Genomic DNA, 21,006 nt, shown 5'->3' on the forward strand with positions numbered 1-21,006 from the left:
ACGACGAAGCCGGGCTCCGTCCGCGGGTGACGACTCCGTACGCGTGGAGCACCACGCGTACGCACCGTCTCCCCGCGTCCGGGCCCGACGCCGGCGTATGCCGTGTGGCGCGCCCTCAGAGACGGCCGACGACCGCGTCGCCGACGGCCGTGGTGCTGCGGACGGTGTCGCCGCGCTCGGCGAGGTCGGCCGCGACGGCGGCGTCGACCCGGGCCGCCTCGGCGTCGAGGCCGAGGTGGGCGAGCAGCATGCCGACGGAGAGGATGGCCGCGGTCGGGTCGGCCTTGGACTGGCCGGCGATGTCGGGCGCCGAGCCGTGCACCGGCTCGAACATGCTCGGGGTCGTCCGCGCCGGGTTGATGTTGCCCGAGGCGGCGAGCCCGATGCCGCCCGCGATGGCCGCGGCGATGTCGGTGAGGATGTCGCCGAAGAGGTTGTCGGTGACGATGACGTCGAAGCGGCCGGGGTCGGTCGCCATGAAGATCGTCGCGGCGTCGACGTGCTGGTAGGCGGTCTCGACGTCGGGGAACTCGGCACCGACCTCCTCGACGGTGCGGCGCCAGAGGTGGCCGGCATACGTCAGCACGTTGTGCTTGTGCACGAGCGTCAGGTGCTGGCGCGGACGGGCCTGGGCGCGGGCGAAGGCGTCGCGCACCACGCGCTCGACGCCGTAACGGGTGTTGACGCTGACCTCGGTCGCGATCTCGGCCGGGGTGCCCACGCGCAGCGCGCCGCCGTTGCCGGTGTAGGGGCCCTCGGTGCCCTCGCGGACGACGACGAAGTCGATGCCGTCGGGCGCCACGCGGGCGACGTCGAGCGGGCTCGAGACGCCGGGGAAGAGCTTGGCCGGGCGCAGGTTGACGTAGTGGTCGAGGGCGAAACGCAGCGGCAGCAGGACTCCCCGCTCGAGCACGCCGCTCGGGACGCTCGGGTCGCCGATGGCGCCGAGCAGGATCGCGTCGTGGCCGCGCAGCTCCTCGAGGACCGAGTCGGGCAGGGTCTCGCCGGTGGCGTGCCAGCGTCGCGCACCGAGGTCGTAGTCGGTCGTGGTGAACGACGGGCCCCCGGCGCCGGTCACCGCGTCGAGGACCTTGAGGCCCTCCGCGACGACCTCGGGGCCGATGCCGTCACCGCCGATGACGGCGATCGAGTAGGCGTCCTTGACCTGCGTCTCTCCCATGGGTCGAGCCTAGGACTCGTCTTGTGATGTGGGATGGCCGTCTCATTTTGTGAACGCGCGACGAAGGCCCCCGCCCGGATGGGCGGGGGCCTTGCTCAGGGGTCGCTCGGCGACGAGGTCGCGAGCAGCTCCCGTTCAGTCCTCGGTGTGACCCTGGTCGCGCAGGTCCATGGACTCCTGCAGGGCCTGACGGGCTGCCTTGGCGTCTTCGCTCATGGTGATCACGTCTTTCGTTCAGTGCGGTGGGTGGTCTCAGGTGGCTCGAGCCCTGGTGGGCGAACCGGTCAGCACGAGGGTGCGCGGGATCTCCGCGGCGAGGTTGCTGACTACCTGGACTCGCCGCGGCGGAGAATGAGTACGACCTGCCGCGTCATGCGTTTCACGGTACGCCTGGCTACCCACGGGTACAGGGGGTTTCCAGCAAGTGAGACGCGATGTCCGCCATTCGTCACGGACGGGAGGTGGTGGATGACCACGTGACGCACGTCCCCCGATGGACGCGACCGTGGCCGTAGGCTCGCCGCGTGAGCGCCGACCACCCCGACGCGCCTGCCGACCCCTCCTCCGGCACCGCCCGCCACCACGCCGACCACCTGAGCCACGCCGCGCAGCAGCGGCACCGGAGCCACGCCGTGCCCGGCGTGCCCTTCGACGACGAGGCCCGCTGGATCGCGGTGACCCCGGGCAACGCCCGCCGTGTCACCTTCACCGTGATGGTCGCCGTCGTGCTGCTCGGGCTCGCGACGTGGGCCTTCCAGGCGATGGGCAGCTTCCTCTTCCTGCTTCTGCTCGCGTGGCTCGTCTCGATCGCCATGGAGCCGGTCGTGCTGTGGCTCAGCTCGCGAGGCCTCAAGCGCGGCCTCGCGACCGGGCTGACCATGCTCGGCATGCTGCTGCTCTTCGCCGGGCTCGCCGAGCTCTTCGGCCAGGTCTTCATCTCCCAGCTCTCACAGCTCGGGACCCAGCTGCCCAACGCCGTGACGTCGGCGATCAACTGGGTCAACTCCTCGTTCCACACCAGCTTCGACCTCGCCCAGATCCAGTCGGCGCTCAGCCTGACCCCCGACAAGCTCGGCGAGCTCGCCGGCAAGTACGGCGGCGGCATCGTCGGCATCTTCGGCTCGCTCGTCACCTTCCTCTTCGACAGCCTGACGATCCTCGTCTTCGCCTACTACCTCTCCGCGGACAGCCCCCGCCTGCGCCAGACCATCGGCTCCTGGCTGCCGCAGCGCTACCAGCGGGTGTTCATCACCGTGTGGACGATCTCGGTCGAGAAGACCGGCGGCTACGTCGTCTCCAAGCTCCTGCTCGCCGCCCTGTCCGCCGTCTTCCACGTCGCCTTCTTCTGGTTCATCGACGTGCCGTTCTGGCTCCCGCTCGGCGTCTTCGCCGGCATCGTCGGCCAGTTCATCCCGACGATCGGCACCTACATCGGGGTCGCACTGCCCGCCCTCTTCGCCCTGCTCGACAAGCCGATCAACGCTCTGTGGATCGCGGTCTTCGCCACGATCTACCAGCAGCTGGAGAACTACGTCTTCACCCCGCGCATCAGCCGCCGCACCATGGACGTGCACCCCGCGGTCGCGCTCGGGTCGGTCATCGCGGGCGCCGCCCTCTTCGGCCCCATCGGGGCGCTCATCGGCATCCCCGTCGCGGCGGTGGCGCTCGCCATCGTCGACACCTTCAGCAAGCGGCACGAGCTCGTGCCCGAGCTCGCCAGCCTCGAGCCGGACGACACCAACGGCAACGGCACGAAGGACGACGCCGAGAACGACGCGAAGGACGGCACGAAGGACGACGCCGGCCTTACGAGGTGACGTCGCGCCGGTCGAAGCCCGCGGCGGCCACGACCACCAGCACGACCACCGTGCCCACGGCGACCAGCACCCCGACCCAGGAGACACCGTTGCGCAACGGGTCGTGGGCGGCGTACTGGTAGAAGGGCGAGAGCTTCTGCAGCGGCGTCAGCCAGTCGACGAGGCCGCCGAGACCGTTGACGACGTAGGCGAGCACCGCGACGAAAACGGGAACGGCCCGGCTGAGGGCGAGGCGGCCCGTCGCGGCACCGATGGCGAGCGACAGCGCCCCGAAGACGAGCCCGAGCAGCGCGAGGTGGAGCATGGCTGCCGCGACGTTGCCGGCAGGCAGGTCCATGCCGACCAGGGCGCCCTCCGCGACGAGGGACACCCCGAGCAGGGCCGCGAGCCCCAGCGTGCCGACCACCATGGCGAGCGCCTTGTCGACGACCACACGGGTCCGGGTGACGGGCGTGGTCAGGAGCAGGTCGAGGGTGCGCCGGTCCTCCTCGCCGGCCACCGACGACGAACCGGCCCCCACGGCATGCAGCAGCACGAGGAGGGGACCCATGAAGGAGAGCAGCTCGATCTGGATGTAGCCGACGGGCGTCGACATGTCGGCCCCCGCCATGGCGAACAGGTTGCGCAGGGCCTCGGGCATCTGCGCGAGGAAGTCACGCATCGACGGCTGGCCCTTGATGCTCGGCCAGAGGGCGACGTACATCGCCACGAGCAGCACGACGCCGAGGCACCACGCCGGGTAGGAGCGTCGTTGGTCGTAGAGCGTCTTGCGCAGGACGTCACGCAGCATCGGTTCCTCCCGTGCCCGAATAGTACGCGAGGAAGGTCTCCTCGAGCTCGGCCTCGGTGCAGGTGAGGTCGACGAGTGGGTGGTGGGCGACGGCCTTGAGCAGCGGGTCGAGCGAGGCCTGGGGTGCGTCGCAGCGCAGGACGCCGTCCTCGAGGCGCACGTCGCGCACACCCGGCACGGCCGCGAACGGCGCGACGTCGACCCGCCCCTCGAACTGCGCCTCGACGTGGTGCAGGGACTTGGCGCGCAGGGCGCCCAGCTGCTCGACCGCGACGACCCGTCCGGCACTCAGCACCCCGATGCGGGTCGCGACCCGCTGCACCTCGCTGAGGACGTGCGAGCTGAGCAGCACCGTGCCTCCGCGGGAGCCGTGCTCGTCGAGGATGGCGTGGAACTCGCGCTGCACGAGGGGGTCGAGGCCGCTCGACGGCTCGTCGAGCACGAGCAGCTCGGGCCGGATCATGACGGCCAGCACGAGGGCCAGCTTCTGCCGGTTGCCGCGGGAGAGCTGTCGGGCCGGCCGGCCGAGGTCGAGGTCGAGGCGCTCGGCGAGGACCGCGGCCTCGGGCGGCCGGCCGAGACCGTGGAGGTGGCCGACGTAGTCGATGTGGTCCTGCCCGGTCAGGCGGGGGTAGAGCGCGACGTCGCCCGGGACGTAGCCGACGCGTCGGTGCAGCCCGTCGCGGTGCGCCCACGCGTCGAGGCCGAACAGCCCCGCCCGGCCGCCCGAGGCCCGGGTCAGGCCCATGAGGATCCGCAGCGTCGTCGTCTTGCCGGCTCCGTTGGGGCCGAGGTAGCCGAAGACCTCCCCCGCCTCGACGACGAGGTCGACACCGCGCAGCGCCTCGGTCGCGCCGAACCTCTTGGTGACGCCCGCGCACTCGATGACAGGGATGCCCACGCCTCCACGCTCGCAGGCGCCGTCGCCGGGTGACAGGGCCGAAGGGCCCGAACCGACCACGTATGCCGCGTGGGCCACCCGAGCAGTCCGCTCAGTCGTGCAGGTCGACGACCGAGAACGTCTTGGCCTCGACGACCTCGGAGAGCTCGGCGGCGAGCGCGGGCGGGACGGCGCTGTCGACGTTGAGCACCCCGATGGCGCGGTCGTCCTGGCGGGAGACCTGCATGCCGCCGATGTTGATGCCGGCGTCGCCGAGGATGCGGCCCACCGCGCCGATGACGCCCGGCCGGTCGGAGTACTCGAAGACGAGCATGTGGTCCGAGATGGGGACCTCGAGGTCGTGGCCGCCCACGCCGACGAGCTTCTCGACCATCTTCGGCCCGGTGAGCGTGCCGGAGACCGACACGACGGTGCCGTCGGCGAGCGTGCCACGCAGCGTCGTGACGTTGCGGAAGTCACCCGAGTCCGGGTCGGTGACGAGCCGGACGGCGCAGCCGCGCTGCTCGGCGAGGGCGGGGGCGTTGACGTAGGTGACGGTGTCCTCGACGACGTCGGTGAACAGGCCCTTGAGGGCGACGAGCTTCCAGACGCTGACGTCGTGCGCCGTGATCTCACCACGCACGTCGACGTCGAGCTGGGCCGGCACCGTGCCGGCGACGGCGGTGAAGATGCGGCCCAGCTTCTCGACGAGGGCGATGCCCGGGCGCACCTCCTCGGCGATGGCGCCGGTCGAGACGTTGACGGCATCGGGGACGAGCTCCCCACCCAGGGCGAGGCGCACGGACCTCGCGACGGCGACGCCCGCCTTCTCCTGGGCCTCCTCGGTCGAGGCTCCCAGGTGTGGTGTCACGACGACGGACTCGTGCTCGAAGAGCGGCGACTCGGTCGTCGGCTCGGTGGCGAAGACGTCGAGGCCCGCGCCGGCGACGCGTCCCTCGGTGATGGCTCGGGCCAGGGCCGCCTCGTCGAGGATGCCTCCGCGGGCGGCGTTGACGATGCGCACCGACGGCTTGACCTTGGCCAGTGCCTCCTCCCCGATGAGGCCAACCGTCTCCGGTGTCCTCGGCAGGTGGATGGTGATGAAGTCGGACTGCGCGAGCAGCTCGTCGAGGTCGACGAGCTGGGCCCCGAGCTGCCCCGCCTTGGCCGGTGAGGCGTAGGGGTCGTAGGCGAGGATCCGCATGCCGAAGGCCTTGAGCCGCTCGGCGACGAGCGCACCGATGCGGCCGAGTCCGACGATGCCGACCGTCTTGTCGAGCAGCTCGACGCCGGAGTAGCTGCTGCGCTTCCATGCGCCGGCCTTGAGGGCCTGGTTCGCCGGAGCGATGTTGCGGGCGGTCGCGAGGAGCAGCCCGATGGCGAGCTCTGCGGCCGAGGTGATGTTGGACGTCGGGGCGTTGACGACCATGATGCCGGCCGCGGTGGCGGCGTCGATGTCGACGTTGTCGAGGCCCACGCCCGCGCGGGCGATGACCCGCAGCCGCCCGGCGGCCCCGATCGCCTCGGCATCCATCCTCGTGGCCGACCGGATGAGGACGGCGTCGACGTCGGCGAGGGCCGGGAGCAGCACGTCGCGGTCGGCGCCGTCCACCGACCGCACCTCGAAGTCGGGCCCCAGCGCCTCGATGGTGGCGGGTGACAGCTCCTCGGCGATGAGGACGACAGGCTTGCTCACAGGGAGTCCCTTCGGGGGGGGCGGACCCCCGCTGGGCGGGGACCCTCGCAGACACCGCGTCGGCGTGCCGTCGGCGAGTCTAGGGGTCGAGGTCCCTGACCCGCTGGATCGCAGCCAACCCCCGGACATCTCCCAGACGCCGCTCCTACCCTCGAGGTGAGCGGGGACCGCGCCCGCGGAGGGGGACGGGATGACGGTCGCGCGCAGGACGGTGCTCGCCGGCGCGCTGGGTGCCGGCCTGGGGTCGCTGCTCGGCGGGTGCTCCGCCGACGGGACGAGCTCGGTGTCGGTGCCGGCGCAGACGGCGGGACGGCCCGACGGAACCGTCACCTCGCACGCCCGGCCGGTGGGGACGGGAGCGGTTGCCACCAACCCACCGGACCGACGAGCACCCCTGTCACGCCGAGCGATCCGGGCGCGCTACGACGGAGCCCGGCCGACACGGTGGGGCACGGACATCCCCGGGGTGACCACGATGGTCCGCGCCGCGGGGCCCGTCGCCGCGCTGACCTTCGACGCCTGCGGCGGGCCCGGAGGCGACGGCTACGACGCCGCGCTCGTGGACCTGTTGCGCGCCGAGCAGGTCCCGGCCACCCTCTTCCTCAACCGGCGCTGGGTCCGGGCGAACCCGGGCGCCTTCGCCGACCTGTCCTCGGACCCGCTCTTCGACATCGCCAACCACGGCACCCGACACGTCCCGCTCTCGGTGGACGGGAGGGCGGCCTACCGGATCGCCGGCACGCGTGGCCCGGGAGAGGTCTACGACGAGGTCATGGGCAACGCGCTCGACCTCGGCAGACGGCTGGGCCGGCGCATCACGCTCATGCGTCCCGGCACCGCCCACTACGACGACGTCGCGGTCAGCATCGTGCACGACCTCGGCATGGTGCCCGTGGGCTTCGACGTCAACGGCGACGCCGGCGCCACCTTCACCCCGCGGCAGGTGCAGGCCGCCCTGCGCACCGTGCGGCCCGGCTCGATCGTCATCGCCCACCTCAACCACCCGGGGCACGGGACCGCTGCCGGGATGGCCCTCGCGCTCCCCCGGCTGCGTCGGGACGGCTACAGGTTCGTGCACGTCGCGGACCACCTGGTCTGATCGGGTGCAGGCCGAGGGCCGGTCGCCCCACGAACGGGCGACCGGCCCCGGCACTCTCAGGCTCCGACAGCGGAGGTCAGCGTGCGGCGCTGCCCTCGACGTAGTCGGAGTCGGTCTGCTTGACCCACGCCATGAGCTTGCGCAGCTCGCGGCCGGTCGCCTCGATCGGGTGCTGGGCACCCTTCTCGCGCAAGGACTTGAACTCCGGCGCCCCGGCGTCCTGGTCGTCGATGAAGCGCTTGGCGAAGGTGCCGTTCTGGATGTCGCCGAGGACGGCCTTCATGTTCTCCTTGACGTGCGGGTCGATGACGCGCGGCCCGGAGACGTAGTCGCCGTACTCCGCCGTGTCGGAGACCGACCAGCGCTGCTTGGCGATGCCGCCCTCGATCATGAGGTCGACGATGAGCTTGAGCTCGTGCAGGCACTCGAAGTAGGCGACCTCGGGCTGGTAGCCGGCCTCGACGAGGGTCTCGAAGCCGTACATGACGAGCTGGCTCGCGCCACCGCAGAGCACGGCCTGCTCACCGAAGAGGTCGGTCTCGGTCTCCTCGGTGAAGGTGGTCCTGATGCCGCCGGCGCGCAGGCCGCCGATCGCCTTGCCGTAGGCCTTGGCGAGGTCCCACGCCGTGCCGGACGCGTCCTGCTCGACGGCGAGGAGCACGGGCACCCCACGGCCGTCGACGAACTCGCGGCGCACGATGTGGCCCGGGCCCTTCGGGGCGACCATGAGGACGTCGGCGTCGGCCTCCGGCTTGATGTAGCCGAAGCGGATGTTGAAGCCGTGCCCGAAGAGCAGCGCGGCGCCGTCCTTGAGGTTCGGCTGGATGTCGTTCGCGTAGACGGTCCGCTGCACCTGGTCGGGCGTCAGGATGACGACGAGGTCGGCCTCCTTGACCGCGTCGGCGACCGACGCCACCGACAGGCCCTCGGCCTCGGCCTTCGCCTTGCTCTTGCTGCCCTCGGCCAGGCCGACGCGGACGTCGACGCCGGAGTCGCGCAGGTTGAGCGCGTGGGCGTGGCCCTGGCTGCCGTAGCCGATGACGGCGACCTTCTTGCCCTGGATGATCGACAGGTCGGCGTCGTCGTCGTAGAACATCTCGGCCATGGTGGCCTTCTCCTTCGGTTGCGGTGTGCGGTGGTCTGTGCGGGTGTGGCACCCGGGGTCGTATGCCGTGTGGCCGGGCCGGACGGCATACGCCCCGAGGTGGGTCGGGGTGGGTCGGTGTGGGTCAGGCGCTGCGGAGGCTGCGGTCGGTGATCGAGCGCGGACCGCGCCCGACGGCGACCATCCCGGACTGGACGAGCTCCTTGATCCCGAAGGGCTCGAGCACGTCGAGCAGGGCACGGAGCTTGTCGGTGGTGCCGGTCGCCTCGATGACGATGGCGTCGGTGGTGACGTCGACGACCTTGGCCTTGAAGAGCTGGATGGTGTCGATGACCTGGCTGCGGGTCGCGGCGTCCGCGCGGACCTTGACGAGCAGGATCTCGCGCTGCACCGAGGCGTGCGCGTCGAGCTCGACGACCTTGAGCACCTCGATGAGCTTGTTGAGCTGCTTCGTCACCTGCTCGAGGGCCGCGCCCTCGACCTCGACGACGACGGTGATGCGCGAGATGTCGGGCAGCTCGGTCGGGCCCACGGCGAGGGAGTTGATGTTGAAGCCTCGCCGGGAGAAGAGCGCCGCGACGCGGGTCAGGACGCCGGGCTTGTCCTCGACGAGGACCGACAGGGTGTGCTTGCTCATGCTCAGTCCTCCCGCTCCCAGACCGGCGCCTCGTGGCGTGCGGCCTGGATCATGTCGTTGCTGACGCCGGCCGGCACCATCGGCCACACCATCGCGTCACGGTGCACGATGAAGTCGATGATGACCGGGCGGTCGTTGGTCTCGAGCGCCTGCTTGATGACGGCGTCGACCTCCTCCGGCGTCTCGGCGCGCAGGCCGAGGCAGCCGTAGGCGTCGGCGAGCTTGACGAAGTCCGGCACCCGCTGCTCGAGCGGCTGGAGGTTGGTGTTGGAGTAGCGCTCGTTGTAGAAGAGCGTCTGCCACTGGCGCACCATGCCGAGCGAGCTGTTGTTGATGATGGCGACCTTGATGGGGATGTTGTTGATGACGCAGGTCGCGAGCTCCTGGTTGGTCATCTGGAAGCAGCCGTCACCGTCGATGGCCCACACGGTGCGCTCCGGCTCGGCGACCTTGGCGCCCATGGCTGCCGGGACCGAGAAGCCCATCGTGCCGAGGCCGCCGGAGTTGATCCACGCGTTGGGGCGCTCGTACTGCACGAACTGCGCGGCCCACATCTGGTGCTGCCCCACGCCCGCGACGTAGGTGGCCTCGGGCCCCGTGAGGGCACCGATGCGCTCGATGACGTACTGCGGCGACAGGGTGCCGTCCTCGCTGTCGGTCCAGCCGAGCGGGAAGGTCTGCTTCCAGTCGGCGACGCGCTCGCGCCAGGCGATGTAGTCCCACGCGTCGCCGTCGCTCTCGGCGGTGGCCCGGTCGAGCGTGACCTGCTCGATGAGGTCCTTGATGACCTCACCGACGTCACCGACGATCGGCACGTCCGCGATGCGGTTCTTGGAGATCTCGGCCGGGTCGATGTCGGCGTGGATCACCTTGGCGTGGGGGGCGAACGTCGACAGCTGACCCGTCACCCGGTCGTCGAAGCGCGCACCGAGCGCGATGATGAGGTCGGACTTCTGCAGGCCGGTGACGGCGGCGACCGTGCCGTGCATGCCCGGCATCCCGAGGTTGAGCGGCTCGCTGTCGGGCACGGTGCCGCGCGCCATGAGGGTCGTGACGACGGGGATGCCGGTCAGCTCGACGAGACGGCGCAGCGCCTCGCTGGCGTGCGCCCTGACGACGCCGCCGCCGACGTAGAGGATCGGCTGCTTGGCGAGCGCCATGAGCCGCGAGGCTTCGCGGATCTGCTTGCCGTGCGGGCGCAGGACGGGACGGTAGCCGGGCAGGTCGATCTGCGGCGGCCAGCTGAACGTCGTCGTGGCCTGGAGGGCATCCTTGCTGATGTCGACGAGGACGGGACCGGGGCGCCCGGTGCTCGCGACGTGGAAGGCCTCGGCGATGGCCTGCGGGATCTTCGCCGGGTCGGTCACGAGGTAGTTGTGCTTGGTGATCGGCATCGTGATGCCGCGGATGTCCGCCTCCTGGAAGGCGTCGGTGCCGATCGCGGCGCTCGCCACCTGGCCGGTGATCGCCACGACCGGGACGGAGTCCATGTGGGCGTCGGCGAGCGGGGTCACGAGGTTGGTCGCGCCCGGGCCCGAGGTGGCCATGCAGACGCCGACCTTGCCCGTCGCCGACGCGTAGCCCTCGGCGGCGTGACCGGCACCCTGCTCGTGGCGCACGAGGATGTGGCGGACCTTCTTCGAGTCGAGCATGGGGTCGTAGGCCGGGAGGATCGCACCGCCCGGGATGCCGAACACGGTGTCGCAGCCGATGGCCTCGAGGGAGAGGACGAGCGCCTGCGCCCCGGTGACCTCGAGTACCGGCGTGACGACGCCGGCCGTCGGGACGGCCTTGGCCTCCGCCGCGGGTCGGGGACGGGCCAGGGAGGCCACGTCGGCGGGCGAGGGCGCCTGCTTCGTCGTGTCGCTCACGATCTCTTCCTTGTCTCGAGCACTGCGTGGTGTTGCCGGTTCGGGCTGACTCCAGCCACAAAAAAACCCTTCTGTCCCGCGGGGGGACGGAAGGGGGCGCGCTGACCGTTCGGGCTGGTCGGCGCGCTAGGGAAGTACGAGGAGTCGGGCCACGTGACAACCGTCCTACGCGGCCCCAACGGTGTCAATCGGCCGTCTCGCCCGTCTCAGCATGTGACCTCGTGATCTCACCCACTGTCACCTGCGCACGACGGTCCCCGTGGGTGCTCGTCCCCGAAAGTCGGTTGTCGCCCGCGGGACCTCTCGGGACACTGACCGTCATGACGAGCGCCGTGCCCCTCCTGCTGCCGACGACCGCGGCCCACCTCACGACCCGTCCGCTGACCCGCAGGGACGCGGCTGCGGTCACGGCCCTCATGGCCTCCTGCGAGCTGCACGACGTGGGCGAGGTCCTCATCGAGGAGGCCGACATCGTCGGCGACTGGCAACGTCCGGCCTTCGACCTCGCCACCCAGTCGGTCGGCGTCCTCGACGGAGACCGGCTCGTGGCCTACGCCGAGGTCTTCAAGGGCCGCTGGGCCGACGGCGCGGTGGCACCCGACCACAGGGGCCGCGGCCTCGGCACCGCCCTGTCGCACTGGACGCGTGCCGTCGGTGCGCGTGACGGCGGCACGCTCGTCGGCCAGCCCGTGCCCGGCGACTCCCCCGGCGAGCGGCTCTTCTCCGACCTCGGCTACCGCACCCTCTGGACGTCCTGGGTGCTCGAGATGCCGGCGGGCACGACGATCGCGCCGCAGCCGCTCCCCGAGGGCTACAGCATCCGCGAGCCGCGCGACGAGGCCGACCTGCGCGCGGCCTGGACCGTCAACGAGGACGCGTTCCTCGAGTGGTCCGAGCGGGAGCGCTCGTCCTTCGAGGAGTGGACGGCCACCGTCTCCCGCCGCCCGGGCTACGAGCCCTGGCAGCTGCGGCTCATGGCGGATGCCGCCGGCGTGGTCGTCGGCATGGCCTTCGTCGTCGTGTCCAGCAGGTGCGGCTACGTCGACAAGCTCGCGGTGCGGCGGGACGAGCGTGGCCGGGGGCTTGCCCGAGCGCTGCTCGTCGACGCGTTCGAGGTCGCACGCGCCCACGGTGGCGAGCGCTCCGAGCTCTCGACCGACTCCCGCACCGGAGCCCTCGGTCTCTATGAGAAGGTCGGGATGCAGGTCACGTCGGTGTGGCGCCACTGGGCCGCCGCCGTGGCACCGCAGCCCGGGGCCGCACCAGCCTGAGGAGACGCCGTGGAGCAGCGCACGAGCATCGACATCGACGCCCCCGTCTCTCTCGTGTGGTCGGTGATGCGTGACGTGGAGCGCTGGTCCGAGTGGACCGCCTCGGTGCGCTCCGTGCGCCTGCTCGACGACGACCTCCGGGTGGGGGCGCGGGCCCGCGTCGACCAGCCCCGCATCCCGACGACCGTGTGGACCGTCACGGACCTCACCGAGGGACGCGAGTTCACCTGGGAGGCGCGCGGGCCCGGCACCGTGACGACGGGGGTGCACGCCGTCGAGGCCACCGGGCCCGACACCTGCCGTGCCACGCTCTCCATCACGCAGTCGGGCTGGGCCGGCGCGGTCCTCGGCCGGGGCTACCGCACCCTCACCGAGCGTTACCTCGCGATGGAGGCCGCGGGCCTCAAGGCCCGGTCCGAGGCCGCGGCGTCGGGCCCGAGCACCTAGCTCGACCAGCCGCGTACCCCGCGGTCAGCGGGGCAGGACGGGGTTCGCGTCGGACGCCGCGAGCTCGCCGGGCGCGAGGCCCGGCAGCCACGAAGCCAGGTCGCCCACCTGCGCCCGGTTGGCCGGCTCGAGCACGGACAGGCCGTCGGCGAACCAGATCACCGTCATCACCTCGCGCATCTGCGCCGAGGTGTTGCCCAAGGCCTTGTGCACCGTCCAGCCCGAATGGAAGGACGCGTCGCCGGCCCGCATCGCGACCGGCTCGTCGACGGCCAGACCGCGCTCGGCGACCACTCGGTCGAAGTGCTCCTCGGACGCGTCGGAGATGCCGATGTCGCTGAGTGGCCCGTCGACGTGGCTCCCGCTCGCGAACGCGAGACCGCCGTGGTCGGGCGTGATGTCGACGAGCGGCATCCACATCGTCAGGCACCGCGAGCCGTCGAGGGGCCAGTACATCGCGTCCTGGTGCCAGGGCGTGCAGCCGCCGCCGGGCTCCTTGAAGAGCGCCTGGTCGTGGTAGAGCCGGACCCGGGGCGTTCCGAGCAGCCGTGCCGCGACGCCGGCGAAGCGGGACGCCATGACGAAGCGCGCGACGTCCTCGTCGTGCCGCCACAGGTTCATCACCTGCAGGAACGCCATGCCGTAGCTGTCGCGCTCGGCCAGGGGGCGCGTCTCGGTGCTGAGACGCTCGACGGCCGCGGCGACGGGTTCGCGGTAGGCGGTCGCCTCCTCGCGGGTGGCCACCTGGGTCAGGCGCACGTGCCCGTTCGTGCGGTAGGCGGCGACGTCCTCGCCACGGGTGGGGTATGCCGTGGTGAGATCGGGCAGCGTGTCGGTGGGCATGAGAGGGACCTTCCTTCGCGGATCACCAACGGCCGGAGCGGTCGTCGGGCGGCTGAAGCACACCAGACCTGCCGAGCCGGCACCCCGGACCTCGTGGCGACGGGGGTACGTTCTGGTTCGATGGCAGGCATGACAGAGACCGAGTCGATGCGTGGGGCCGGGCCGCGGCGACCCCTGGCGGGTCGCCTCGGAGAGGTGCTCGTCGCAGGCCGCATCACTGCGGGCAGCGGACTGCCGCCGGGCACGACGAGGCGTCACCCGACGTGGGGCCTGACGTTCGTCACCGCCGGCACGGGCCGGTACCGCGACGCCCGCCACGACGAGCCCATCGGCGCAGGCACGCTCGTCGTCGTCCACCCGGGCCACCCGCACTGGTACGGCGCCGACCCCGGCGGCTGGGACGAGCACTTCGTCGTGTTCGACGGGGTGGTCTTCGAGTGCGCCGGCCGCACCGGCGCCCTCTCCCCCGACCGCCCGCTCGTGCACGGGCTGCCGGCGCGCCGGTGGGCCGCCCGCTTCGCCGCCTTCGACCGTGCGCGGCCTGCGACCGTCGACGCGCGGGACGCCGAGGCGCTCGACCTGCTCGCAGCCCTGCTCCAGGCTCGCGACCTCGTCGACCACCCGCGCCTCCGACGCGGTCCCGGCGCCGAGTCAGGCTGGCTCGCACGGTCGGTCGAGCTGCTCGAGGGCGACCTGACCCAGACCCTCGACCTGTCCTCGGTGGCGGCCGAGGTCGGGCTGCCCTACGAGACCTGGCGGCGGCGGTTCCGGGCCGAGACGGGCACCGGCCCGTACGCGCACCGGGCGGCCCGTCGGCTCTCCGCCGCGACCGACCTGCTCGTGCACACCGGGCTCAGCGTGCGCGACATCGCCGCCGCCACCGGGTTCACCGACGAGCGGCACCTCATCCGGCGCTTCCGCGAGGCGACCGGCCTGACGCCGCGCGCCTACCGCGACGCCGGCACCTGACGGCATACGTCATCGCTGGTCGAGGTGATGTCAGCACCCGTGCTGGTGCCGACATCACCTCGAAGGCACTGGCGCGCCGTGCGGGTCAGCCGCAGACGGCGCCGCCGCTCGCGCTCCCGACGAGCTTGCGGTACTTCGCGAGCACGCCGCGGGTGTACTTCGGCTCGGGGTGCGTGACGCCCTCCTGACGGCGGCGGTCCATCTCGGCCTCGTCGACGAGCACGTCGAGCGTGCCGCTGGCGACGTCGAGGCGGATCGTGTCGCCGTCGCGGACGAAGGCGATGGGTCCCTCGTCGACGGCCTCGGGGGCCACGTGCCCGACGCAGAGGCCCGTCGTGCCGCCGGAGAAGCGCCCGTCGGTGAGCAGCAGGACGTCCTTGCCGAGGCCGGCGCCCTTGATGGCGCCGGTCACGGCGAGCATCTCGCGCATGCCGGGGCCGCCCTTGGGGCCCTCGTAGCGGATGACGACGACGTCGTTCTTCTTCAGCGAACCGGCCTCGACGGCGTCCATCGCGGCGCGCTCGCCGTCGAAGACGCGCGCGGTGCCCTCGAAGACGGACTCGTCGAACCCGGCCGACTTCACGACGGCGCCCTCCGGGGCGAGCGAGCCGGTGAGGATCGTCAGGCCGCCGGTCTTGTGGATGGGCTGGCTCATCTCGCGGATGACCCGGCCGTCGATGTGGGGCGGGTTGATCTCCTCGAGGTTCTCGGCCATCGTCTTGCCGGTCACGGTGAGGCAGTCGCCGTCGAGCAGGCCGGCCTCGAGGAGCGTCTTCATGACGACGGGGATGCCGCCGATGTGGTCGATGTCCTTCATGACGAAGCTGCCGAACGGCTTGACGTCGGCCAGGTGCGGCACCTTGGCGCCGATGCGCCGGAAGTCCTCGATGGTGAGGTCGACGTCCGCCTCGTGCGCGATGGCCAGCAGGTGCAGCACGGCGTTGGTCGAGCCGCCGAAGGCCATGACGACGGCGATGGCGTTCTCGAAGGCCGGCTTGGTCATGATGTCGCGCGCCGTGATGCCGCGTCGCAGCAGCTCGACGACGGCCTCGCCCGACTTGCGGGCGTACATGTCGCGACGGCGGTCGGTCGCGGGCGGCGCGGCCGAGCCGGGGATCGACATGCCGATCGCCTCGGCGACGGCGGCCATCGTGTTGGCGGTGTAGAAGCCGCCGCAGGCACCCTCACCCGGGCAGATGGCGCGCTCGATGGCGTCGACGTCCTCACGGGACATGAGTCCGGCGTTGCACGCACCGACGGCCTCGAAGGCGTCGATGATCGTGACCTCCTTCTCGGTGCCGTCGGAGAGCTTGGCGACGCCGGGGAGGATGGTGCCGGCATACAGGAAGACGGACGCGAGGTCGAGGCGCGCGGCGGCCATGAGCATGCCCGGCAGCGACTTGTCGCAGCCGGCGAGGAGCACTGAGCCGTCGAGGCGCTCGGCGTTCATGACGGTCTCGACGGAGTCGGCGATGATCTCGCGCGAGACGAGGCTGAAGTGCATGCCCTCGTGCCCCATCGAGATGCCGTCGGAGACCGAGATGGTGCCGAACTCGAGCGGGTAGCCGCCCCCGGCGTGCACGCCGTCCTTGACGGCCTTGGCGAGCCGGTCTAGGGACAGGTTGCACGGCGTGATCTCGTTCCACGAGCTCGCGACGCCGATCTGCGGCTTGGCGAAGTCGTCGTCGCCGAGGCCGACGGCCCGGAGCATCCCCCGCGCGGCGGTCTTTTCGAGACCGTCGGTGACGTCGCGGCTGCGGGGCTTGATGTCAGGCGTCTGCGTCATGGCTGCAGCATAGGACCGTGTCCGCTGGCTGGACACCGCATCTCACTGCCTGATCGGTGTGAGGGCGCTCGGACGCGGTCGGTCGCCGTGTCTACGTCAGGCGACACCAGCCGGGGTCAGTCCCCGTGACCGCGGCTGACGTGGAAACGGGTCAGCTCGCACGAGCCGAGGTCGAGGTCGGCCCACTCCCCCGCATAGCGCAGGACGGCCAGGCCGCTCGTGACGAAGCCCTGGCCCAGGGCCTCGTGCGCCTCGCGCGAGCCCTCACCATCGGTGAGCAGGCTCGTCAGCTGGGCCATCGTCGGGTTGTGGCCGACGACGAGCACGGTCGTGGTGTCACCGGCGTCCTCGCGCACCGTCTCGAGCGTCTGCTCGGAGCCGCCGAGGTAGACGCTGCGCCGGAACTCGACGAACTCGGTGTGGGCACCACCCCGGCACGCCTCCTCCCACGTCTGGCGCGTGCGCTGCGCCGTCGAGCAGATGACGAGGTCGGGCACGAGCCCCTCGGCATGGAGCCAGGTGCCCGCGGCCTTGGCGTCCCGACGGCCGCGCGAGGCGAGCTCGCGGTCGTGGTCGGGCTTGCCGGCGCCCTCCTCGGCCTTGGCGTGCCGCATGAGGATGAGGGTCTTCTCTCTCGAGGCGCTGCTCATGCTTCCGAGCATGCCCCTGCGGGCCCGGCTTGTCAGCCCGGGGCCTGCCGGGTCACAGCTCGAGGGCGGGCTTGATCCGCTTGGGGGTCCACATCCTCGACCGCCGGGCCGCGATCGTCGAGACGGCGAGCGCCGCGACGAGGTATGCCGTGAGCACCCCGAGCGAGCCCAGCACCGGCCCGAGGTCGGCGCCGTAGAGCAGGCGGCGCAGACCGTCGACCGCATGGCTCATCGGTACGACGTGGTGCACGGCCTGCAGGGGCGCGGGCAGCGTCTGCCACGGGAAGGTGCCGCCCGCGCTGACGAGCTGCACGACCATGAAGACGAGACCGAGGAACTTCCCGACGGCGCCGAAGCGTGCGGCCAGGGCGTGCAGGATCGCCACGAACGTCATCGAGGTGAAGCAGAGGAAGAGGAACGCCAGCACGGGGTGGGCGATCTTGATGTCGACCCCGCGGCCGACGACGAGCACGAGCGAGGCCACCTGGACGAGCCCGACGAGCGTCGGAGCGAGCCATCCGCCCAGGGCGGTGCGGATGGAGCGCTGGCTCGTCGCGAGCGCCCGTGGTGACAGCGGGCGGACGAAGAGGAAGAGCACGTAGGCGCCGATCCAGAGCGCCAGGCTCATGAAGAGCGGCGCCAGTCCGGCACCGTAGGAGCCGGCCGAGGAGAGCGATCCGGTCGACACCCCGACGGGGTTGCCGATCGTCTGCGCCATCGCCTTGCGCTGGGCGTCGTTCGGGTCGGGGATGGAGTCCCGGCCCTTGACGAGCCCGGCGTGGAGGTCGATGGCGCCCTTGCTCAGCGCGTCGAGCCCCGACGCGAGGGACGTCGCGCCCGAGGCCAGCGAGTCGGCCCCGGTGGCGGCCTTGTCCGCGCCGGTGGCCAGCTGGTCGGCGCCGGTCCTGAGGGTGTCGAGGCCGCTCGAGAGCGTGCTCGCCCCGTCGCGCAGCCGCACCGCACCGGAGTGGGCGGAGGCGATGCCGTCGGTGAGCGCCGGCGTCGCGTTCGCGAGCGCGCGGGCGCCGGTGGCCACCTGGTCTGCTCCCTGGGACAGGCGCGTCAGGTCGCTCGAGGCCGACTGGATCGTGGAGTCGGCACGGTTGACGTAGCCGTCGATCGTGTCCAGTCGCGCGCTGACGAGGGACAGCTGCGCGTCGGTCAGTCCCTGGGCGCGCAGGCTGTCGAGGAAGCTCGCGCGGTCGGCGGCGACGCGGCGCTTGAGGTCGCTCGAGGCCGTCGCGGCCTTGGTGCCGTAGCCGGCGATCGTGCGGTTGCCCGCCGCGACCTGCTCGGCGCCGTCGGCCAGCTTGTCGGTCTGGGACGGCAGGCTCGCGGTCCGCGACTGCAGCGTGCCCAGACCCGAGGCGAGCTGACCCGCTCCGGCCTCGAGGCTGTCGGCGCCGGAGGCCGCCTGGCCGATGCCGGTGGCGAGGCGCCTGGCCCCCGAGGTCAGGTCGTGCAGGCCGCTCGCGAGACTGGTCGCCCCGGACGAGAGCTGGTGGGCGCCGGAGTCCGCCTTGGCGGCTCCGGCCCGCAGCTTCTCCGACCCGTCGACGGCCTTGACGAGCTGGTCGTGCACCTGGCTGAACCCCAGCAGCAGCTTGCTCGCCGCTGTCTGGCTCACCTCGCTCGCCACGGACGCGCTGACCTGCTTGATGACCTGGCTGCCGATCATCGAGGTCATGTAGTTGTTGGCGTCGTTGGTCTCGAGCACGACGGTGGCCTGGCGAGGCTTCATCTCGGCCGTCGAGGCGAGGTCGGCCGAGAACGTCTTCGGCATGATGACCGCGAACGCGTACGTGCCGTCGTCGACGCCACGCAGCGCCTCGGCGTGCGAGACGCGGTGCCAGTCGAAGGACTTCGACTCGACGAGGTGGTCGGCGACGCCGGCACCGACCTGCAGCTTCTCCCCCGTGCTGAGCGTCGTCCCGGTGTCGTCGCTGACGACCGCGGCCGGCACCTGCGGGAAGGCGCCGTACGGGTCGTGGTTGGCATAGAGGTAGAGCCCGCCGTAGAGGGTCGGGATCAGCACGAGGGCCGCGAGGGCCAGCCGGGCGAGGCGGGAGGAGGTGAGGCGGCGCAGCTCGGCGACCGCGAGTCGGACGGGGTTCATGCCGAGGGCTCCTTCGGGAGGTTCGGTGCGTCGGCGTCGGCAGCGGGGTCCGCCTCGACGTCGGCTTCGTGTGCCGTGTCGGACGCCGTGTCGTCAGCGGTTTCGTATGCCGTGTCGTATGCCGTGTCGTATGCCGCGCTGTCGGCCGTGTCGTCGGCGCTGTCGAGGTCGGCGGGGAGGGACGCGGCGGTCGCCGCCGTGGTCAGGACGATGACGGCGAGACCCGTCTGCGCGAGCCGCCGGCAGGTCTCGAACCACACGGTGTGGTCCCCACCGTGCCGCTCCGGACCGGCGAGGACGAGGACGCGCACCATGGGGTGGAGGGCGCCGAGCTCGAGCAGCAGGCTCGTGCGCACTCCCGCGGGGAGCTGCTCCCAGGGGTGCGCCGCACGGTCCGACAGGTCGTGGGCTGCGAGGAAGCTCGCCACCGCGGCGCGGCCGGCCGGCTTCTCCGCGAGCGCGAGCTCCTCCTGGACGACCGCCTTGACCGCGATGGTGTCCTCCGGCGCCGTGACGTCGGCGACGTCGACGAGTCGCGTGCGCAGCTGGAGGTCGGCCAGGTCCGCCCCGGCGCCGACGCGGACGCGACCACGCAGGAGCTCCACGCGACCGCCGATCGCGAGGGCGAGGGCGACCTGCGGGATGCCGGGGTCCGTGGGGACGACGGTGACCGCTCCGGGCGGAGCCGTGAACGAGACGTGCTCGACGAAGGGCTCGTGGGTGCCGGCGACGCTGACGTCGTCGACGACGACGGTCCGCTGGTTCCAGCCCTGCAGGTGGGTCACCTCGGTTTCAGTCACGATACGAGTATGCATCCGATACGTTGTCGTATCCAATTCGACTACGTATCCTTGTACACATGACCACGACGGCCGAGCCCCGAATCAGCGCCCGACGCCAGGCCACGCGCGACCGCGTGCTCGAGGCTGCGAGCTCGGTCTTCGCCGAGCGCGGCTTCCACGGGGCCACCGTCGAGGACATCTGCGACCGCGCCGGCTTCACCCGGGGCGCCTTCTACTCCAACTTCAGCTCCAAGGACGACCTCGTCGTCGAGCTGTCCCGGCGCCATTCCGAGGCGCTCGTCGACCGGATCCGCCGAGCCGGCAAGCGCGAGCACGCGGGGGCCGACGAGGTCCTGCGCGACGTGTTCGCGGCGCTCGCCGACGACAGCCGCAGCAAGGAGCGCTGGCTCGTGCTGACGACGGAGTTCACCCTGCACGCGATCCGCGACCCCGAGGCCCGTCGCGCGTGGGCCGCCCAGCAGCGCCGCGTGCGCGACGAGCTCGTCACGGTCGTCGACGAGACCGTCGCGCGCCAGGGCCTCACCATGCCGATCCCCACCGAGCTCTTCGTGCGGGCCGCCATCGCGCTGGCCCAGGGGTCGATGACCCAGCGCCTCGTCGAGCCGCGCTCGCTGGCCGTCGGCGAGCTCGAGCGCACCGTGCTGCCGATCCTGCTCGGCGTGGACACCTGAGACCCGCGGCGTACGACCCGGCGCCCACCTGGACGGGCCGACAGCGGGATCCGAGGAGCCCCGTCTCCGTCAGCCGCCCGAGACGGCGTTGATGATGTGGACCCGCGCCCCCGCCGGCACCGGCGCCGAGACGCCCTCACCCCGGGTCGCGTCCTCACCGTTGACGAACACCTTGACGTGGCGACGGATCTGGCCGCGCTCGTCGCGCACCTTGCCGTCGAGCACACGGTGCTCCGAGAACGCCCGGTCGAGCAGCTCGGCAACGGTCTGGGAGCCGGACGGGGACTCGACCTCGATCTCCGCCACCCCGCCGACGAGGTCGCGGAGCATGCCCGGGAGGATCACGCGGACGGGAGCAGACGGCATACGAGATCC

Annotated in this window: 20 protein-coding genes; 6 read left to right on the forward strand and 14 right to left on the reverse strand. The window is 71.8% G+C overall.

Annotated elements, in window-relative coordinates:
* Positions 1–115 precede the first annotated feature (115 nt).
* Positions 116–1,180, reverse strand: a complete 1,065-nt coding sequence (locus tag ABD297_RS21120; RefSeq protein WP_344257101.1) for a 3-isopropylmalate dehydrogenase — start codon at positions 1,178–1,180, stop codon at positions 116–118.
* 135 nt (positions 1,181–1,315) lie between these two features.
* Positions 1,316–1,396 carry a 3-isopropylmalate dehydrogenase gene (locus tag ABD297_RS21125; RefSeq protein ID WP_081633825.1) on the reverse strand — a complete coding sequence of 27 codons (81 nt, stop codon included), beginning with the start codon at positions 1,394–1,396 and terminating at the stop codon, positions 1,316–1,318.
* A 308-nt stretch (positions 1,397–1,704) separates the two neighbouring features.
* Here ABD297_RS21125 and ABD297_RS21130 point away from each other — a divergent pair, with 308 nt between their 5' ends.
* Positions 1,705–2,997, forward strand: coding sequence for an AI-2E family transporter (locus tag ABD297_RS21130; protein ID WP_344257102.1), 1,293 nt, complete (start codon positions 1,705–1,707; stop codon positions 2,995–2,997).
* On the opposite strand, the gene ABD297_RS21135 is transcribed toward ABD297_RS21130, so the two are convergent.
* The 3 genes from ABD297_RS21135 to serA all read right to left on the reverse strand — a co-directional run bounded on the left by ABD297_RS21135 (position 2,987) and on the right by serA (position 6,363).
* A complete protein-coding gene (locus tag ABD297_RS21135) occupies positions 2,987–3,787 on the reverse strand; it encodes an ABC transporter permease subunit (protein ID WP_344257103.1) in 801 nt (266 codons plus the stop codon). The two genes, ABD297_RS21130 and ABD297_RS21135, sit on opposite strands and share 11 nt — an antisense overlap.
* Complete coding sequence (locus tag ABD297_RS21140) at positions 3,777–4,688, reverse strand: ABC transporter ATP-binding protein (RefSeq protein WP_344257104.1); 912 nt, start codon at positions 4,686–4,688, stop codon at positions 3,777–3,779. The genes ABD297_RS21135 and ABD297_RS21140 overlap by 11 nt, the downstream gene beginning before the upstream one ends.
* A gap of 91 nt (positions 4,689–4,779) precedes the next feature.
* Positions 4,780–6,363, reverse strand: coding sequence for a phosphoglycerate dehydrogenase (gene serA, locus ABD297_RS21145; protein ID WP_344257105.1), 1,584 nt, complete (start codon positions 6,361–6,363; stop codon positions 4,780–4,782).
* A gap of 190 nt (positions 6,364–6,553) precedes the next feature.
* On the opposite strand from serA, the gene ABD297_RS21150 reads away from it, so the two are divergent.
* Complete coding sequence (locus ABD297_RS21150; RefSeq protein ID WP_344257106.1) at positions 6,554–7,462, forward strand: polysaccharide deacetylase family protein; 909 nt, start codon at positions 6,554–6,556, stop codon at positions 7,460–7,462.
* Between the two features lie 76 nt (positions 7,463–7,538).
* Here ABD297_RS21150 and ilvC read toward each other — a convergent pair whose 3' ends face one another.
* From ilvC to ABD297_RS21165, 3 genes are all read right to left on the reverse strand, one after another.
* The gene (gene ilvC / locus ABD297_RS21155) at positions 7,539–8,567 is read right to left on the reverse strand and encodes a ketol-acid reductoisomerase (RefSeq protein ID WP_344257107.1); all 1,029 of its coding nucleotides are present in this window, start codon (positions 8,565–8,567) and stop codon (positions 7,539–7,541) included.
* Positions 8,568–8,691: 124 nt separating this feature from the next.
* A complete protein-coding gene (ilvN, locus tag ABD297_RS21160; protein ID WP_344257108.1) occupies positions 8,692–9,204 on the reverse strand; it encodes an acetolactate synthase small subunit in 513 nt (170 codons plus the stop codon).
* A gap of 2 nt (positions 9,205–9,206) precedes the next feature.
* Positions 9,207–11,075: an acetolactate synthase large subunit gene (locus ABD297_RS21165; RefSeq protein ID WP_344257109.1), complete on the reverse strand. Its 1,869-nt coding sequence runs from the start codon at positions 11,073–11,075 to the stop codon at positions 9,207–9,209.
* 320 nt (positions 11,076–11,395) lie between these two features.
* Between ABD297_RS21165 and ABD297_RS21170 the strand changes: the two genes are divergently transcribed.
* Together ABD297_RS21170 and ABD297_RS21175 are read left to right on the forward strand one after the other, a co-directional pair.
* Positions 11,396–12,346 (forward strand): GNAT family N-acetyltransferase, encoded by a 951-nt coding sequence (locus ABD297_RS21170; protein ID WP_344257111.1) that lies wholly within the window; start codon positions 11,396–11,398, stop codon positions 12,344–12,346.
* 9 nt (positions 12,347–12,355) lie between these two features.
* Positions 12,356–12,793: an SRPBCC family protein gene (locus ABD297_RS21175; protein WP_344257112.1), complete on the forward strand. Its 438-nt coding sequence runs from the start codon at positions 12,356–12,358 to the stop codon at positions 12,791–12,793.
* 24 nt (positions 12,794–12,817) lie between these two features.
* Here ABD297_RS21175 and ABD297_RS21180 read toward each other — a convergent pair whose 3' ends face one another.
* The gene (locus ABD297_RS21180; RefSeq protein ID WP_344257113.1) at positions 12,818–13,636 is read right to left on the reverse strand and encodes a phytanoyl-CoA dioxygenase family protein; all 819 of its coding nucleotides are present in this window, start codon (positions 13,634–13,636) and stop codon (positions 12,818–12,820) included.
* A 129-nt stretch (positions 13,637–13,765) separates the two neighbouring features.
* On the opposite strand from ABD297_RS21180, the gene ABD297_RS21185 reads away from it, so the two are divergent.
* Positions 13,766–14,605, forward strand: coding sequence for a helix-turn-helix transcriptional regulator (locus tag ABD297_RS21185; RefSeq protein ID WP_344257114.1), 840 nt, complete (start codon positions 13,766–13,768; stop codon positions 14,603–14,605).
* 85 nt (positions 14,606–14,690) lie between these two features.
* Here ABD297_RS21185 and ilvD read toward each other — a convergent pair whose 3' ends face one another.
* From ilvD to ABD297_RS21205, 4 genes are all read right to left on the reverse strand, one after another.
* Positions 14,691–16,391, reverse strand: coding sequence for a dihydroxy-acid dehydratase (ilvD, locus tag ABD297_RS21190; protein WP_344257115.1), 1,701 nt, complete (start codon positions 16,389–16,391; stop codon positions 14,691–14,693).
* Positions 16,392–16,507: 116 nt separating this feature from the next.
* Positions 16,508–17,041, reverse strand: a complete 534-nt coding sequence (locus ABD297_RS21195; RefSeq protein WP_344257116.1) for a SixA phosphatase family protein — start codon at positions 17,039–17,041, stop codon at positions 16,508–16,510.
* Between the two features lie 52 nt (positions 17,042–17,093).
* Entirely contained in the window at positions 17,094–19,157 is a 2,064-nt protein-coding gene (locus ABD297_RS21200; protein ID WP_344257117.1) for a YhgE/Pip family protein, read from the reverse strand.
* A complete protein-coding gene (locus tag ABD297_RS21205; RefSeq protein ID WP_344257118.1) occupies positions 19,154–19,957 on the reverse strand; it encodes a hypothetical protein in 804 nt (267 codons plus the stop codon). Before ABD297_RS21205 ends, ABD297_RS21200 begins: the two co-directional genes overlap by 4 nt.
* Positions 19,958–20,016: 59 nt before the next feature.
* Here ABD297_RS21205 and ABD297_RS21210 point away from each other — a divergent pair, with 59 nt between their 5' ends.
* Positions 20,017–20,631 (forward strand): TetR/AcrR family transcriptional regulator, encoded by a 615-nt coding sequence (locus tag ABD297_RS21210; protein ID WP_344257119.1) that lies wholly within the window; start codon positions 20,017–20,019, stop codon positions 20,629–20,631.
* 69 nt (positions 20,632–20,700) lie between these two features.
* On the opposite strand, the gene ABD297_RS21215 is transcribed toward ABD297_RS21210, so the two are convergent.
* Positions 20,701–20,997, reverse strand: coding sequence for a MoaD/ThiS family protein (locus tag ABD297_RS21215; RefSeq protein ID WP_344257120.1), 297 nt, complete (start codon positions 20,995–20,997; stop codon positions 20,701–20,703).
* Positions 20,998–21,006 lie beyond the last annotated feature (9 nt).

This window comes from Terrabacter carboxydivorans, assembly GCF_039532035.1.
Taxonomy (GTDB): domain Bacteria; phylum Actinomycetota; class Actinomycetes; order Actinomycetales; family Dermatophilaceae; genus Terrabacter; species Terrabacter carboxydivorans.